Genomic DNA, 15,914 nt, shown 5'->3' on the forward strand with positions numbered 1-15,914 from the left:
CATGCTATATGATATACCATCGTCCGCGGTTGCGTGCCAAGCAATCCCGTGCACAGAAGCCTGGCAGTCAGCTGCTCAAAAGCGCATCAGCACGCAGCATGGTCGCGGCCGCGGAGAGCGCCCGGCGGCTGATCGCCCGCATCAGCGGCAGCGGATCGAGCGCCGGACGGAGGCAGTCGCCGCCCATCTCGCGGGCAAGGCCAAGCGCCTGCCCGAGCGAGCCGTCGAGCCGCAGCGCCGCGGCCGAGACATCCTGGGCGGCCAGGGAGCGCACGAGCTCCGCAAGCCCCACGGCCAGACAGCGCCGCGCTGCCGGCGCGGGCGCCAAGGGGCCCGCGTCGGGGAGCCGGGGCAGACGGTCGAAGGCCTCGACCAGGCCGACGCCACCACCCGCGACCGCGCCGCCCGCGAGCGCCTGGCGGGCCGAGGCGAGCGCGCGGCGGGCGCCGGCGAGAGCCGCATCCGCAGCGCGGCCATCAGCCTCCGCCAGCTGCAGCCTCCCCCACCGTCCGCTCAGGCGCGCCGCGCGGCTCTCCAGCCGCTCCCGGTCGAGCGACAGATAGCGCTGCCGCCCCGCCTCCAGCCACAGCAGCCGCTGCCGGTCGCCGACGGCCGCGGCCTCGCCCGCGGGGGCTTCCAGGAGCGCGCGGCCGCGGCTGAAGCTGAAGCGCTGCGCCCGCCCCAGCATGGCCGGGCGCAGCGCGGCGAGGCTGGTGCCGTGGCGCTCCGCGACCAGCGTGGCGCCGGTGGCGACGGCCAGGTCCTCGAGGCTGTCGGCCGCGTGCTGGGCCACCGCCGCGGGCTTGAGCGCCGCGGTCCTGAGGCCGCTCTCGCGGGCGTTGCGAACCAGGGTCTGCAGTGCCGGTCCGGTGACGTCGCGCGCCACCACGAGCAGGGCCTTGCCGCGCGTGGCGAAGCCCTCCAGCAGCGGCACCAGCGAGCCCAGATCGGCGACGATCTCGTCGGCGACGAGCAGGTAGACAGGATCGAACGCCGCCTCGGCGAAGACGTCCGCTGCCGCCTGCGCATCGAAGATGAAGCCGCTGCCGGTCTCCAGTGGCGGAGCGCCGGCACGGGCCGCGACGATCTCGCCATGGCCGTCGGCGCCGACGGCCGTCAGCAGGCGCGCGACATCGGCGGCCACGGCCGCAGGCACGCCCGCCGAGGCCGCCACCGCCGCGAGCATGCCTGCGTCCGCAGCGGCAGTGCCCGCCGCGGCCAGCGCCGCATCGAAGGCGCTGCCGAGCGCCAGGAGCGCATCGGCGAGCGCCGGCGCCGGCACGCCGGCTCCGACGAGGCGGACGCCCTCGCCGAACACGCCGCCGAGCAGCAGCGCGAGGCGCGCGCCGCCGTCGCCCAGATCGCGGTCCGCCTCGAACAGCGTCTCGCGCAGGATGAGCGCGGCCGGCCCCGCCGCGGGCGCCGTGCCGGCCACCTGGCGCACGACGTCCAGAGCCGTGAACGCCTGGGCGACGCCGCCGCCCTCCTGGTAGAGGCAGGCCCGCCCCTGCGGGCCGGCGCAGGCGGCCACCGCCCGCAGCACGGGCGCCAGCGAGCGGACGAGCGAGGGGCCGACGGCAGGGCCGGTTTCGATGTGCATCCGGGCGCGGCTCAGAGCATGGGCCGCAAGGCGTCATGGACCGCCTTCGCCACCGCCATGGCGCCCGGCGTATCCGAGTGAACGCAGATGGACTGGGCCACCACCCGCACGTCCTTGCCGTTGACCGAGGTGGTCAGGCCGTCGGTGACGGCGCGCAGCACCTTGGCCGCGGCCGCCTCCGGCGCCACCGGCCGATGCTCCCGGGTGATGAGCTGCCGGCCGTGATCGTCGTAGTCGAGGTCGGCGTAGAACTCGCAGGTGAAGGGGATGCCGCGGCGGGTGAACACCTCGGACATGGCGCAATCGGAGAAGGCGATGACCGGCAGGGCGAGCAGTGCGGCCGCATCGGCGATGCCCTCGGCCACCGCCTCGTCCCGCTGCGCCATGCCGAACAGCGCGCCGTGCGGCTTGATGTAGGACAGCGCCACCCCTTCGGCGCGGGTAAAGGCGTCCAGCGCCCCGGTCTGATAGAGCACCAGCGCGGCGACCTCCTCGCGCGCGAGCTTCATCTCGCGGCGCCCGAACCCCTCGCGATCCGGCAGGCCGGGGTGCGAGCCGATCTTCAGCCCGTGCGCCTTGGCGCTGCGCACGGTGCGCCACATGACCGTGGGATCGGAGGCGTGGAAGCCGCAGGCGATGTTGGCGTGGGTGACGAACGGCATGCAGGTCTCGTCGTCGCCGAAGCGGTAGATGCCGAACGCTTCGCCCATGTCGCAGTTGATCGTTACCTTGGCCACGGCATCCTCGCCCACGCTCAGTCGAAGAGAAAAAGACGGCCGTCGAAGGCCGATCCGTGGTGCATCATATACCATGCCAGCGGGCGCGCTACGTCTATGTCCAACCAATTTGGCGTTGGCCACGGCCGTGGATCAGGCAATGACAACGTCCGGGCAGGCCGAGCCGGGAGGCGTTTGAGGCCATCTGTCGTGTCGTATGCCGCAGGCACGTCGCGGCCGCCCGTGGCCGACGCGAGCCGCGGCCCTACATGACCCACAGGGAGACCATCGATGACGACCAGTGCGAGCTACAAGCCGGAAGGCCATTCCGACATCTCGATCTACATGGTCGCCAGTGACGCCGAGGCGGTGATGGCCTTCGCCGCCCGGGTCTTCGGCGCAACCGAGCTCATGAAGCTCAAACGCCCCGACGGGGCGATCATGCACGCGGAGTTCCGCATCGGCGACAGCGTCGTGATGGTGGCGCAGGGCAACGATACCTACAAAGCCTTCCCGGTCTGGCTGCACGTCTACGTGCCCGACGTCGACGCCACCTACCGGGCGGCGCTCGCGGCCGGCGCCGAATCCGTGCAGGAGCCGGTCAGGAAGGATGATCCCGATCGCCGCGGCGGCGTAAAGGACCCGGCCGGCAACACCTGGTGGATCGCCACCACGACCGCCTGACGGCCGCGCGTCCACGCTATTTACCTCGGCGAGCGGCTTGATCTAAACACGAGCGAGGCCGTGGCGCTGTCGAGCGCCGCGGGGCGAGCGCGTGGCACGCCGGGGATCAAGCACCGATGAGCGGTTCAGCGATGCGCCGATATCGCACGGCATCACCGGGTCGCTTCCGGCAAGCCCTGGGCCGGTGGTCGGCCCTCGTGCTTCTGCTCCTGGCCCTGCCGATCCTGCCCGCCGCTGCGGCGGAGCCGCCGGCGGGACTGTCGAAGCAGCAGTTCGATCAGCTGGTGGCCGAGGTGAGCGAGGCCGTCGCGCGCACCCTGGCCGCGCGCGGCGTGACCCCCAAGGCCTCACCCGGCGCCGGGGCGCCGGTGGCCGCCGAGGACGAAAAGGACATTGTGGTCGAGCGTGTGGCTGAGCTGGCCGACCGCTTGCCGGCGGTGGTGAGCGCCCTGCCGGCGCTGCCCGCCCAGACGCTGCGGATCTTGGATCGGCTGGAACGCACGGCGGCCGGCGGTCGCTCGACGGCGACGTTCCTCGTGTGGCTAGGCCTTGCCGGCGCCGGCCTCGTGGCTGTCGGCCTCGCCCTGCGAAGCGCCGATAGGCTGGTCCGGCGTCGCATCCTGGCGCCCGACCGCGTTCCGACGCCGCTGCCGCGCGTGGCGCTGCTCGCGGCGCTGGATCTGCTGGCTCTGGCGTTGCTGTGGCTGATCGCACGCATCCTGCTCGGCGCGCTCTTTGCGGCGGCGGGCGTGCAAAGCATGGTCGCCGCCCTGGCACTCGACGGGATCCTCGCCGTCGCCTCGGCCGCCTGCATCGCCGCCATCTGGCTCCGGCCCAACGATCCGGCGGCGCGGATCGCCCCGGTCGCGGACGCGGACGCCGCGCGCCTGCGCCGCGACATCGTGCTCGCCGTCGCGCTCGTGACGGCAAGCCGCGCGTGGGTCGCCATCATGGCGCCGTCCACCGTCGTCCAGGCCGCCTTGCTGGTGAATGCCTTCGTCGTGCCCGGATGCTACCTCGCCGTGGCGTTGCACTGCCGGCAGGCATTCGGCGCCTGGCTCGCCGGTCTCGCTGGAAAGACGGGCGCAGCCCAAGACGTTGCCGCTCCGTCCTATGCCCGGCTCTGGCTGATGATCGCGCTACCGGTCATCGCCATCATTGCCGTCACGCGCATCTATGCGGCGGTGTCGGGCCGCGCCGAGATCCCCTTCGGCACCATCACGACGGTCATCACGCTGCTGGCCGTGCTCCTCGGCGAGACGCTGATCCGTTACATCATGCGCCATCCGGGCGCCGCAACCGACAGCACCAGCCTGCCCGCACGCCTGCTGCAGCCGGCGAGCCGGCTCGCCCGCATCGCGATGCTGCTCGTCGCCCTCGGCATTCTGCTGCGCGTATGGCTGGTCGACGTGTCCGGCCTGATCACGGCGGACCATTGGCCGACGGCAAGCCGCGCCTGGTCGCGGACTGCGCTGATCCTGGTCGCCGCCGTCATCGCCTGGGAGGTCGTCAAGTTCTTCTCCGACAAGCACGTGGCGCGCGCCGGCGGTCTGCCCGCCGACGAGGACGCCGACGGCAAGAGCGCGTCGCGCCTCGCCACGATGATGCCGCTGCTGCGCATCGCGTGCGCCATCGTCATCGGCGCCATCGCATTGCTCGTCGCCCTGTCCGAGCTCGGCGTGAACATCACGCCGCTCCTGGCCGGCGCCTCCGTCTTCGGCCTCGCCCTGTCGTTCGGCAGCCAGACGCTGGTGCGCGACGTGGTGTCGGGCATCTTCTATCTGGCCGACGACGCCTTCCGCGTGGGCGAGTACATCGACTGCGGCAAGGCCAAGGGAACGGTGGAGGGCTTCACCCTGCGCTCCATCCGCCTGCGCCACCAGAACGGCCAGGTGCACACCATCCCGTTCGGCCAGCTCGGCCAGATCACCAACTTCAGCCGTGATTGGACGACCGTGAAGTTCAATCTGCGCTTCGCCCGGGACACGGACCTCGAGAAACTGCGCAAGATCGTCAAGAAGATCGGCCAGGAGATGCTGGAGGATCCGGAGCTGAAGGACGAGTTCCTCGAGCCGCTGAAGATGCAGGGCTTGGCCGATATCGCGGACAACGCCATGATCGTGCGCTTCAAGTTCACGGTGCGGCCGAGCAAGCCGAGCTTCGTGCAGCGCCAGGCGATCCGGCGCATGGTCGCCGCGTTCGCGGCCGGCGGCATCGAGTTCGCCAACGCAACCGTGGCGGTACAGACGATCGGCGGCCCGGACGGCGCCCAGGCCGGGGCCGCGGCTCAGAGCATGCTGAGCCGCGTCCAGGCGGAGGCGGCAGCTTCTGCCGCCAGCGAAGCTGCCCGTGCCTGAACCCTGCCGCGCCCGGCGACCGGCGATCGGCTCAGGATGTCAAGTTTCAGCCCTGCGGTGTCAAACGCCGGCTCGGCCTTGGCCTAAAGTACGGATGCGATGCCGGACGGCCCACGCCCGCCACGCCTGACATCCTGGAGCTTCCGATGACGACGATCAGAGCATGCGCCGCCGCGCTGGCCGCCGCGTTCATTGTTGCGATGGCCGGAACGGCTTCGGCCGCCATCAGCATCGACCATGGCCGCCTTGCGGCGAGCCCGGACGCCTACGCCTCGCCGCAGGTGACGGCAGGCCCAACCCAGGTGGCGGTGGTGTGCCGATACGTCCGCCGGGCCGGCCGCAGCGTTCGGGTCTGCCGCTGACCTGGATTGCCGGCCGCCCGGCGCTACGCCCGCACGATCGGAGCGTGTCCCGGGCCGGCCGGCAGCCCTACCGCCGGCGCCCCGTCACAGGGCGTAGCCGCCGTCCACCATCAGGCTCTGGCCGGTGATGTAGCCGGCGGCGTCGGAGGCCAGGAAATCGACCGCGTTGGCGATGTCCTGGGCGGCGCCGAGCCGCCCCAGCGCCACCGCCTTGCGCGTCGCCTCGAAGAACGCCTCGGTGAAATCCCCGGTGGCCACCAGCTGGTGGTACATGCCGTCGGTGATGACGCCGACGCCGACGAAATTGGCGCGCACGCCGAAGCGTCCTTCCTCGGCCGCCACGGCGCGGACAACGGCCTCGATCGCCGCCTTGGGCGCGGCCGAGAGCACATCCTTCACGGCGTAGCGGCGGACCGCCGGCGTGCCGAGCGCGATCGCCACGCCCCGGCTGCGGCGCAGCTCGGCGAGGGAGGCGTGGATGAAGTTGTAGGCGCCGAACACGTCGGTCGCCACGGTCCGCTCGAACAGCGCCGGCTCCAGCCGGCTGACGTGGCGCATGTCGATGTAGGGGCCGGCGGCATAGACGGCCGTGTGGATTCCGCTCATATCGGCGGCGGCCCGCGCCGTCGCCGCCGCGACCGCGTCCGCGTCGCGCAGATCGAGCTGGAGCGCCAGGGCGCGGCGCCCGAGCGCGCGCACCTCGTCGGCCGCCGCCTCGCCGCTGTCGCGGTTCCGGTTGTAGGTCAGCACGATGTCGGCGCCGCGGGCCGCCAGCGTCCGGCAGATGGCGCGGCCGATGCCGCCCGAGCCGCCGGCGACGATGGCCGCTCCGGACGCATAGCGGGCTGCCTTGGCCTGGCTCATCGGTTCCCTCCCCTGGCCGCCGTGGCGGCGGGCCGATGCCGCCGCCCCGTCCCGCTACCATGCGTTGACGCCGCCGCACCCTGCGTATCTCGAGGGGCGCTTTTTGCCGGGCGGCGGTCTAACCTTACGGCTTGGCCGAGCCGGTGTGAAACGGCGTGGGACAACGATGGGGGGACGCCATGACCGACACGACGACAGATCCCGAGCTGGCGCGCGTGCTCGCCATGTTCGCGAACCGGCCGCCGGCTGAGGCCACCGAGCTCGCCGAGCTCCGCAGCCGCATGGACCGCTTCCCGGAGCTTTTTCCCAGCGGCTTCGACACAGCGATCACCGAGGCCTCGCTCGGCGGCGTCGCCGCGGAGCGGGTGACGGCCGGCGAGGCGCCCGCCGTGCTCTACCTGCACGGCGGCGGCTATGCCATCGGCTCGCCCAAGTCGCACCGACACCTGGCCGAGCGGCTGGCGGTGCTGCTGTCCGGCACGGTCTGGAACCTGGGCTACCGGCTGGCGCCGGAGGCGCCCTACCCGGCGGCCCTCGACGACGCTCTGGCCGCCTACACGGCGCTGGCGGCGCAGTCCGCCGGCCCGATCGCCGTGGCTGGCGATTCCGCCGGCGGCGGCCTGGCGCTCGCCCTCGCCCTGGCGGCGCGCGACCGGGGGCTGCCGCTGCCGAGCTGCGTCGTCGCCTTCAGCCCCTGGGTCACGCTCCGCTCCGACGGGCGCACCTTCGACAGCCTGGCGCACGTCGACCCCCTGCTGTCGAAGGCGACGGCGGATTTCTTTGCCGACCATTACGCCCCGGCCGAGCACCGCGACGACCCCTACGTCTCGCCGTTGCACGGCGAGCTCTCCGGCCTGCCGCCCATGCTGATCCAGGTCGGCGCCGACGAAGTCTTCCGCGGCGACGTCGAGGACTTCGCCGCGCGCCTGCGGCAGACGGGCGCCAGCACCGAGCTCGAGGTCTGGGAGGGCGTGTTCCACGTCTGGCAGCTGTACTGGCCGATCCTGCGCAAGGGCGATCGGGCGCTGGAGACGGCCGCCGCCTTCATCGCCCGCCACGCCGGCGGTCAGGGACACGGCTAAGACCGGCGGCGGCCGCGGTATGGCCGGGCGACCATCGTTCTAGTCTTGGGCTATGCCGACAATTTCGCCGCTGCGTGCGCGAAATACGGGCGAAACTCACCGGCCACCGTGGCGTTAAATGCGATGACGCGGCGCAGCAAAGCTGCGCTGACGATCGCCGCCCGAGGCCGGAGCCTTCGCCCCCATGAAGATCGCCCAGATTGCCCCGCTTTTCGAGAGTTGCCCGCCGCGCCTCTACGGCGGCACCGAGCGCATCGTCTCCTATCTGACCGAGGAGCTTGTGCGCCAGGGCCACGAGGTGACGCTGTTCGCCAGCGGCGACTCCGTCACCGCGGCCGAGCTGGTGGCCTGCTGCGAGACGGCGCTGCGGCTCAATCCGGCAGTGAAGGACTCGATCCCCTACCAAGTGCTGATGCTCGACGAGGTGCGGCGGCGGGCCGACGCCTTCGACGTGCTGCACTTCCACATCGACCTGCTGCACTTCCCGCTGTTTCGCGACATGGCCGCGCGCACGGTGACGACCCTGCACGGGCGGCTCGACCTGCCGGACCTCCAGCCCCTCTACCCGGCCTTTCCCGAGCTGCCGCTGGTGTCGATCTCCACGGACCAGCGCCGGCCCATGCCGCCGGTGCAATGGGCCGGCACCGTCCACCACGGCCTGCCTCGGGAGCTGCTGCCGTTCTCGTCCCGGGCGAACGAGGGCTATCTTGCCTTCCTCGGCCGGATCTCACCGGAAAAGCGCCCGGACCGGGCGATCGAGATCGCCGTCCGCGCCGGCCTGCCCCTGAAGATCGCCGCCAAGGTCGACCGGGCCGACCAGGCCTATTGGGACGAGGTGATCGCCCCCATGGTGGAGGCGCATGCCAACGTGGAGTACCTCGGCGAGGTCGGCGAGGACCGCAAGGCGGAATTCCTCGGCAACGCCCGCGCGCTGCTGTTCCCGATCGACTGGCCGGAGCCGTTCGGCCTCGTCATGATCGAAGCCATGGCCTGCGGCACGCCGGTCATCGCCTTCCGCGACGGTTCGGTGCCGGAAGTGATCGAGCACGGCCGCTCGGGCTTCATCGTCGACGACGTCGATGCGGCGGTCGCCGCCATCGCGCGGCTCGACGGGCTCGACCGGGCCGCCGTTCGCACAGCCTTCGAGCAGCGGTTCACGGCCGAGCGCATGGCGAACGACTATCTCGCCATCTACCGGGAGCTGGCCGCGGCGCGGCCGGCGAGCCCGCTATCGACGCGGGGGCGCCGCCGGGCAGGCGAAGAGCTGCAGGTCGTCGCCTGACCTCGGCCGCCGGACGACGATCACCGGGCGGGGGTTACCGCGAATCACGCTTCGGGGCTAAAACACTCGTCCCGAGGCAATCCGGAGTCGACCGATGCAATCTGCCGACACCGACGCGATGTCCGACGCGGCACCCGTTGCGCCGTTCTTCATCCCCGCGTCCGTCTCGCTGCAGGAGCGGCAGCCGCTGACGCTGAAGCACGGCGACACCTTCGCCCTGTTCGACCACAACGGCGATGCCCTGTCCGGCCCAGGGAGCCCCGAGGGCATCTTCCACTGCGATACGCGCCACCTCTCGCACCTCTACCTGACGCTCGACGGCACGCGGCCGATGCTGCTGAGCTCCACGGTGCGCGACGACAATGCGGCGCTCACCTGCGATCTCACCAATCCCGATCTGGGTGACGGCGACGGCAAGCTCACGCTCGAGCACGACCTCATCCACCTGCGCCGGTCGCGCTTCCTGTGGCAGGGGACGTGCTTCGAGCGGCTGGTGATCCGCAACTTCGATACGCAGCCGCGGCAGGTGACGATCACCATCGCCTTCGCCGCCGACTTCGCCGACCTGTTCGAGGTGCGCGGCGCGCACCGCGAGCGGCGCGGCGAGCTGCACCGGCCCGAGGTGGGCAGCCAGCAGGTGGTGCTCGGCTACACGGGGCTGGACCGCAAGCGGCGGACGACCACGCTGTCCTTCGAGCCGGCGCCCACGCGGCTGAGCGGCCGCGAGGCGACGTTCATCCTGGACGTGAGGCCGGGCGAGCCGATCTCGCTGTTCGTCGAAGCCAACTGCGCCCTGGAAGGCGTCAACCAGCCGCCGCGGCGCGCCTTCTTCAGCGCGTTGCGCGATGCGCGGCGCACCTTGCGCGCAGCGACGGCGCGCGGCGCCACCGTCTCCAGCTCCAACGACATCTTCAACGAGGCGCTCCGCCGCAGCGTGTCCGACCTCAACATGCTGATCACCGACACGCCGGAGGGCCCCTACCCCTACGCCGGCATTCCATGGTTCAGCACGGTGTTCGGGCGCGACGCGCTGATCACGGCGCTGTCGATGCTCTGGCTCGACCCGTCGATCGCGCTGGGCGTGCTGCGCCACCTTGCGGCCAACCAGGCGACAACCTTCGACGACGCGGCGGACGCCGAGCCCGGCAAGATCCTGCACGAGGTGCGGCGCGGCGAGATGGCGGAGCTCGGCGAGGTGCCGTTCCGCCGCTACTACGGCAGCATCGATTCCACGCCGCTGTTCGTCGTGCTGGCCGGCGCCTATGTGCAGCGCACCGGCGACGTCGACGCCATGCGCGAGCTGTGGCCGAACATCGAGGCGGCGCTCGCCTGGATCGACCAGTCCGGCGACCGGGACGGCGACGGCTTCGTCGAGTACGGCCGGCGCAGCGCGGAAGGCCTGGTCAACCAGGGCTGGAAGGACAGCCACGATTCCGTGTTCCATGCGGACGGCACGCTGGCGCACGGCCCGATCGCCCTGGCCGAGGTGCAGGCCTACGTCTACGGGGCCTGGCTCGCCGCCGCCGACATCGCCGTGCGCCTGGGGAACGTCGCCTACGCGGCCACCCTGGCCGAGCGGGCTGAAAAGCTGCGGCGCCGCTTCGACACCCTGTTCTTCGACGAGGCGCTCGGCACCTACGTGCTGGCGCTCGACGGCGACAAGCGGCCCTGCCGGGTGCGCACCTCCAATGCCGGGCATGTGCTCACCACCGGCCTGGCGCTGCCCGAGCGCGCCCAGGCCGTGGTCGACACGCTGATGGCGCGCCCGTCCTTCTGCGGCTGGGGCGTGCGCACGGTAGCCGCCACCGAAGCCCGCTACAATCCGATGAGCTACCACAACGGCTCGGTCTGGCCGCACGACAACGCCATGATCGCCGCCGGCTTCGCCCGCTACGGCTACCGCCGCGAAGCGGCACGCATCCTCGAAGGGCTGTTCGAGGCCTCCACCTATATCGACCTGAGGCGGCTGCCGGAGCTGCTGTGCGGCTTTGCCCGCCAGCGCGCCCAGGGCCCGACCTTCTATCCCGTCGCCTGCAATCCGCAGGCCTGGGCGGCGGCCGCGCCGCTGTACGTCCTCCAATCCTGCCTCGGGCTCGGCTTCTCGCCCGAGGCGGCGCAGATCGCCTTCGATCGACCGGTCCTGCCCAACTTCCTCGACCGGGTCGTGCTGCGCCGGCTGTCGATCGACGCGGGCACCGCCGATGTGGAACTGCGCCGCTCCGGCTCGCAGGTGATCGTCGACGTGCTCGACCGCAGCGGGCCCATCCACGTGCTGACCACCAACTGAGCAGCTCCGGCCGCGCCATCTACGCCGGGCCGGGCCGTCGACGGCCGCGACCGTCTTCATGGCACGCAGACCGAGCAGCGCTTCGGCCAGGACAGGACGCAGCAGCTGCATGGCTCGCTCTCGAGACGGGCGGGCTGGTCTTGTCGGATGCGGCATTCCACTACCACCAGCATACGGGAAAGACATCATATGTTGAGGTGGTGGAAGAGACGGCGGTTCTACGCTACCGTCGCGACAGAAGAACATAAGCCGAGGCTTGAGACCAAGCGGCTCTGGGAGGAGCAATGGTCGATATCATCTCGAAGCGGGACGGTCCGCGGCGCGAGGATGCTTATGTCAGGCATCTGGTCGAGCAGAACCGCGCCACCATCACGCGCATCGCCGACCACCTCAGCGGCGGCAGCTATTCGGCGAGCCGCGCGCCCAAGTCGCCCAAGCCGCCGCAGCAGCAGGCGGAAGGCCGCATCATCCACGCCTACGGCGGCGCCCGGCCTATCGGCGAGGTCGAAGCCAGGGTCCGCATCAGCCTGAACCGCCGTGTCGTCATGGTCGACGACAACAGCGGCCGCCAGCTGCATCATCTCGGCGAATTGCGCCGCAGGGACGGGACCGACGTCTTCGTCGTGGCGACGGCGGCCAACGGCTTCTTCTCGCCGGTCGACGACGGCATCGGTGCCGCCCTGCTGGAGCTCGACGGCAAGCCGCTCGGACAGGGCTACGGCGAGGATGAGCTCGCCGCCGACATTGGCACGAAGCTCGGCCTTGGTTGAAGCCACGAAGCGCGTGGCGGGCGTTCACGGGGCGAAGATGCGATAGCTGAATGAAGCACCATACCGGCCCAGACAACACCCAGGTCACCATTCCCCCGGTCCGGCGGCCGGGGGCGGCCCGACAGCTGCTCGTTCAGGACTATGATGAGCGCCGGACCATGCGCGCGTGGGAGGCGGTGCTGTCGGGCGAAGCCGAGGTCGCGCGCAGCCGCTACCCGGTCCGCTCGCTCATCCATGACTCCTGGAGCCGCTGCGCCTCCGACGGGATCGACGCGCAGCAGCGCAAGGCGCCGCTGGAGAACGGCAAGGACGAGATCGAGTACCTCGAGCGCAAGAACATCGAGCTCCTGGCTGCGGCGCGGCGCTCGTTCGCAACCATCGGCCGGCTGCTCGACGGCACCGGGGCGATGCTGGTGCTGGCCGACGGCGACGGCATGCTGATCGATGCCATCGGCGACCGGCGGACGATCCACGCCGGCGTCGACATCCACCTCACCATCGGCGGCCGCTGGACCGAGGACGTCGTCGGCACCAACGGCATCGGCACCGCCCTGTGGGCGGGCGAGCCGGTGTTCGTGCATGCGGCCGAGCACTTTTGCGCCGGCATCAAGTCGTGGACCTGCGCCGGTGCGCCGATCCGCGACCCGCTCGACGGCCGCATCATCGGCGTCGTCGACCTGTCCGGCCATCCGGACATCTTCCGTCCGCACAACACGGCGTTCGTCGCGGCCGCCGCGCGCGAGATCGAGAAGGCGCTGGCCGACAAGCAGAACGAGGACCGCATGCGGCTGCTGGAGGCCTTCATCGCCTCGGCGCCCAACTACAATCGCCACGACGGGCTGGTGATCGTCGATCATTGCGGCCGCTCGATCTACTGCCACAACCTGCCCGCGGACGCGGTGCGCCAGTTGCCCGTCGAGCAAGCCGCGCCGGGCCGCGGCCAGCTCATCCGCATCCGCCTGCCGAACCTGGGCTCCAGCACCGATTTCGCCGCGGCGTTGCCGGCCGCGCTGCAATCCTGCCGGGTCACGCCGCTCCAGTTCGACGACGGCCTGCGCGGCGCGGCCCTGGTCTTCCCATCATCGGCGCGCACATCGGCGGCCGACGGCCGACGGCCGAGGTCGGCCCCGTGCGAGTCCGCCGCGTCGCTCATCGTCGGCGAAAGCGAGCCGCTCCTGGCCGCGGTCGACATCACCTGCCGGGTCGCCGAGACGAAGGAGGTCACATCCGTCCTGATCGAGGGCGAGACCGGCGTCGGCAAGGAGCTGTTCGCCCGGCTGATCCATCTCGGCAGCCGCAGCACGCCCAACAGCCCGTTCGTCGCGGTGAACTGCGGCGCCATCACCAAGGAGCTCTTCGGCAGCGAGCTGTTCGGCCACGTGGCCGGGGCGTTCACCGGCGCCACCCGCGACGGCAAGCCCGGGGTGTTCGAGCTGGCCAACGGCGGCGTGCTCAGCCTCGACGAGATCGGCGAGATGCCGCTGGAGATCCAGCCCTTCCTGCTGCGGGTGCTGGAGGAGCGCGTGGTCTACCGCATCGGCGACGGCCGTGCCCGCCCGGTGGACGTGCGCCTCGTCGCGTCGACCAACCGTGACCTGAAGCGCGAAGTCGAAGCCGGCCGCTTCCGGCGCGACCTCTACTACCGCATCAGCGCGGTCTCGATCCATGTGCCGCCCCTGCGCGAACGGGGCAGCGACGTGCTGCTGCTGCTCGACCATTTCAATCACAAGATCGCCGCCCGGACGGGGCAGGCGACGCTGGCGTTCGCGCCCGAGGCGCTGGACGCCCTCGCCGCCTATCGCTGGCCCGGCAACGTGCGCGAGCTGAGGAACCTGGTCGAGCGGCTGAACCTGCTCAATCGCGGCAGCCGGGTCGGCCTCGGCGACCTGCCGGGCGAGATCACGGCCGTCGATGCGGGCAACGCGGCGGCCGCAAGCCCGACCGCCCCGCCGCTCCCGACCCCGGCGCGCAGCATCGAGGACGCCGAACGCCAGGTGATCAGGGACGCGCTCGCGGCCGAGGGCGGCAACCTGAGCCGGGCGGCGCAGCGGCTGGGCATCTCCCGGCCGACGCTCTACCGCAAGCTCGACCATTTCGGCATCCGCCGCGGCTTCGTCTGAACGGCCGGCGCCCCCTCATGGCCGGGTCGAGCCCGGTCATGATGTGCCGCTTCTGCCCTCACGGCCGCCCGAGCTTCTCGGCCCCGCCGCCGAGCGCCGGGCCTGCGGTCGGATCCTCGTCCTCGGCGACATCGCCGATCAGCGTCTCCGTGGTGAGTATGAGCTTGGCGACCGATACGGCATTCTTCAGCGCCGTGCTGGTCACCAGCACTGGGTCGATGATCCCGGCCTCGTACATGTTCTGGAATTCTCCCACGGCCGCGTTGTAGCCGTAGCCGCTGTTGACGCGGGCCACCTCGGCCACCACGACATCGGCATCGGCGCCGGCGTTGGCCACGATCCGCCACAGCGGCCGCGCCAGCGCCGCCTTCACCAGCCGCACGCCTTCGGCGACGTCGCCCGTCGTCTCGGCGAGGAGTCCATCGAGGACCGAGGCGATCTGGGCGAGCGCCGCTCCGCCGCCGGCCACCACGCCCTCCTCCGAGGCCGCCCGCACTGCCGCGAGCGCATCCTCGATCAGCTGGATCGTGCGCTTCTGCTCCACCGGCGTCACGCCGCCCGCGTACAGCACGGCCGTACCGCCCGAGAGCTTCGCCAGCCGCTCGCGCAGCTTGTCCTGCTCGACGTTGGGCGGTGCCACCTCGTACTGACGCTGTACCTGGGCGCGCCGCGCGGCGATGAGCGCCGCATCGCCGCCGCCGCGGATGACGGCGGTATGGGACGCGCTGGTCCGGACGCGCTCGGCAGTGCCGAGATCCTCAGGCGAGATATCCTCCAATCGCCCACCCAGGTCGCGCGCGATGACGCGGCCGCCCGTCAGGATCGCCAGGTCCTCCATCATGGCCTTGCGCCAGTGGCCGTACTCCGGCGGATGCACCACCAGGTACCGGCCGGGCCCCTGCTTGCCGAGCAGCGTCACCACCACCTCCGGCGCCATCTCCTCGGCGATGATCAGCAGCGGCCGGCCGGCGTTCTCGGCAATGGCGCGGGCGCGGTCCAGGACGTGCGGCTCCCGGATCTTCAGGTCGGTCATGAGGATGAGGGGCCGGTCGAGCACCACCTCCATCTTCTCCGCATCGGTGACCATGTGGTGGGAGAGATAGCCGCGCTCGAACGACATGCCCTCGACGACCTCGAGCATGGTCTCGGTGGTGACGCTGAAGGCGGTGGTGATGACGCCCTCGGGGCCCACCCGCTCGTAGGCTTCGGCCACGAGCGCACCCAGTTGCGGATCGGTCGCAGCGATGGTGGCGACGGCCGCCAGCTGGCGGCTCGACCTGGCCGGCTTCGCCGAGGCCTTCAGCGCCTCCACCACCTTCGCCACCGCCAGGTCGATGCCCCGGCACAGGTCGACCGACTTGGCCCCGCGCTCGTTCGCCTTCACCCCATCCTGGACGAGGGCATTGGCGAGCACGATCGCCGTGGTGGTGCCGTCGCCGACCACCTCGTTGGTCTGCATGGACACCTCGCGCACCACCTGCGCGCCCATGTTCTCGAAGCGGTCGCGCAGCTCGATCTCCAGCGCGATGCTGACGCCGTCACGGGTGACGATCGGTGTGCCGATCGGCCGGTCGATCATGGCGTTCATGCCTTTCGGCCCGAGCGTCGGCTCCACCGCCGCCGCCAGCTGGAGCACCCCCCGGGCCAGGGCACGCCGGGCGTCCGCATTGTGGATCAGGTGTTTGGGCATGACTGCTCCTTCCGCCCGCGGCGGCGCTGCGTTTCCCGTGGTGTCGTTCGTTCAGGTCTCGTTGCAACGGCGCCGCCGCTGACCTCGCCCCGCCTGCTGC

The 15,914-nt window shown here is 71.3% G+C and carries 12 protein-coding genes; 8 read left to right on the top strand and 4 right to left on the bottom strand.

What is annotated here, in order from left to right:
- Positions 1 to 67 precede the first annotated feature (67 nt).
- Positions 68 to 1,600 (bottom strand): hypothetical protein, encoded by a 1,533-nt coding sequence (locus tag ACZ5PO_RS06075; RefSeq protein WP_464191307.1) that lies wholly within the window; start codon positions 1,598 to 1,600, stop codon positions 68 to 70.
- Between the two features lie 11 nt (positions 1,601 to 1,611).
- Positions 1,612 to 2,337, bottom strand: a complete 726-nt coding sequence (gene pxpA / locus ACZ5PO_RS06080; protein WP_464191310.1) for a 5-oxoprolinase subunit PxpA — start codon at positions 2,335 to 2,337, stop codon at positions 1,612 to 1,614.
- Between the two features lie 270 nt (positions 2,338 to 2,607).
- Here pxpA and ACZ5PO_RS06085 point away from each other — a divergent pair, with 270 nt between their 5' ends.
- The 3 genes from ACZ5PO_RS06085 (at position 2,608) to ACZ5PO_RS06095 (ending at position 5,719) form a co-directional block, all read left to right on the top strand.
- Complete coding sequence (locus ACZ5PO_RS06085) at positions 2,608 to 3,000, top strand: VOC family protein (RefSeq protein WP_464191312.1); 393 nt, start codon at positions 2,608 to 2,610, stop codon at positions 2,998 to 3,000.
- A gap of 197 nt (positions 3,001 to 3,197) precedes the next feature.
- On the top strand, positions 3,198 to 5,357 hold the full coding sequence (locus ACZ5PO_RS06090) for a mechanosensitive ion channel family protein (RefSeq protein ID WP_464191314.1): 2,160 nt from the start codon (positions 3,198 to 3,200) through the stop codon (positions 5,355 to 5,357).
- A gap of 146 nt (positions 5,358 to 5,503) precedes the next feature.
- Positions 5,504 to 5,719, top strand: coding sequence for a hypothetical protein (locus ACZ5PO_RS06095; RefSeq protein ID WP_464191316.1), 216 nt, complete (start codon positions 5,504 to 5,506; stop codon positions 5,717 to 5,719).
- Between the two features lie 84 nt (positions 5,720 to 5,803).
- Here the strand turns inward: ACZ5PO_RS06095 and ACZ5PO_RS06100 are convergent, their stop codons facing one another.
- Positions 5,804 to 6,583: an SDR family NAD(P)-dependent oxidoreductase gene (locus tag ACZ5PO_RS06100; protein ID WP_464191318.1), complete on the bottom strand. Its 780-nt coding sequence runs from the start codon at positions 6,581 to 6,583 to the stop codon at positions 5,804 to 5,806.
- A gap of 179 nt (positions 6,584 to 6,762) precedes the next feature.
- Between ACZ5PO_RS06100 and ACZ5PO_RS06105 the strand changes: the two genes are divergently transcribed.
- The 5 genes from ACZ5PO_RS06105 (at position 6,763) to ACZ5PO_RS06125 (ending at position 14,124) form a co-directional block, all read left to right on the top strand.
- Positions 6,763 to 7,665 (top strand): alpha/beta hydrolase fold domain-containing protein, encoded by a 903-nt coding sequence (locus ACZ5PO_RS06105; protein WP_464191320.1) that lies wholly within the window; start codon positions 6,763 to 6,765, stop codon positions 7,663 to 7,665.
- 184 nt (positions 7,666 to 7,849) lie between these two features.
- Positions 7,850 to 8,947, top strand: coding sequence for a glycosyltransferase family 4 protein (locus ACZ5PO_RS06110; protein ID WP_464191322.1), 1,098 nt, complete (start codon positions 7,850 to 7,852; stop codon positions 8,945 to 8,947).
- Positions 8,948 to 9,041: 94 nt separating this feature from the next.
- Positions 9,042 to 11,234 carry an amylo-alpha-1,6-glucosidase gene (locus tag ACZ5PO_RS06115; RefSeq protein WP_464191324.1) on the top strand — a complete coding sequence of 731 codons (2,193 nt, stop codon included), beginning with the start codon at positions 9,042 to 9,044 and terminating at the stop codon, positions 11,232 to 11,234.
- A gap of 284 nt (positions 11,235 to 11,518) precedes the next feature.
- Positions 11,519 to 12,004: a hypothetical protein gene (locus ACZ5PO_RS06120; RefSeq protein WP_464191326.1), complete on the top strand. Its 486-nt coding sequence runs from the start codon at positions 11,519 to 11,521 to the stop codon at positions 12,002 to 12,004.
- A gap of 50 nt (positions 12,005 to 12,054) precedes the next feature.
- Positions 12,055 to 14,124, top strand: coding sequence for a sigma-54-dependent Fis family transcriptional regulator (locus tag ACZ5PO_RS06125; RefSeq protein ID WP_464191328.1), 2,070 nt, complete (start codon positions 12,055 to 12,057; stop codon positions 14,122 to 14,124).
- A 58-nt stretch (positions 14,125 to 14,182) separates the two neighbouring features.
- On the opposite strand, the gene groEL is transcribed toward ACZ5PO_RS06125, so the two are convergent.
- Positions 14,183 to 15,814 carry a chaperonin GroEL gene (gene groEL, locus ACZ5PO_RS06130; RefSeq protein WP_464191330.1) on the bottom strand — a complete coding sequence of 544 codons (1,632 nt, stop codon included), beginning with the start codon at positions 15,812 to 15,814 and terminating at the stop codon, positions 14,183 to 14,185.
- Positions 15,815 to 15,914 lie beyond the last annotated feature (100 nt).

Source organism: Chelatococcus sp. KU-N122, from assembly GCF_055391085.1.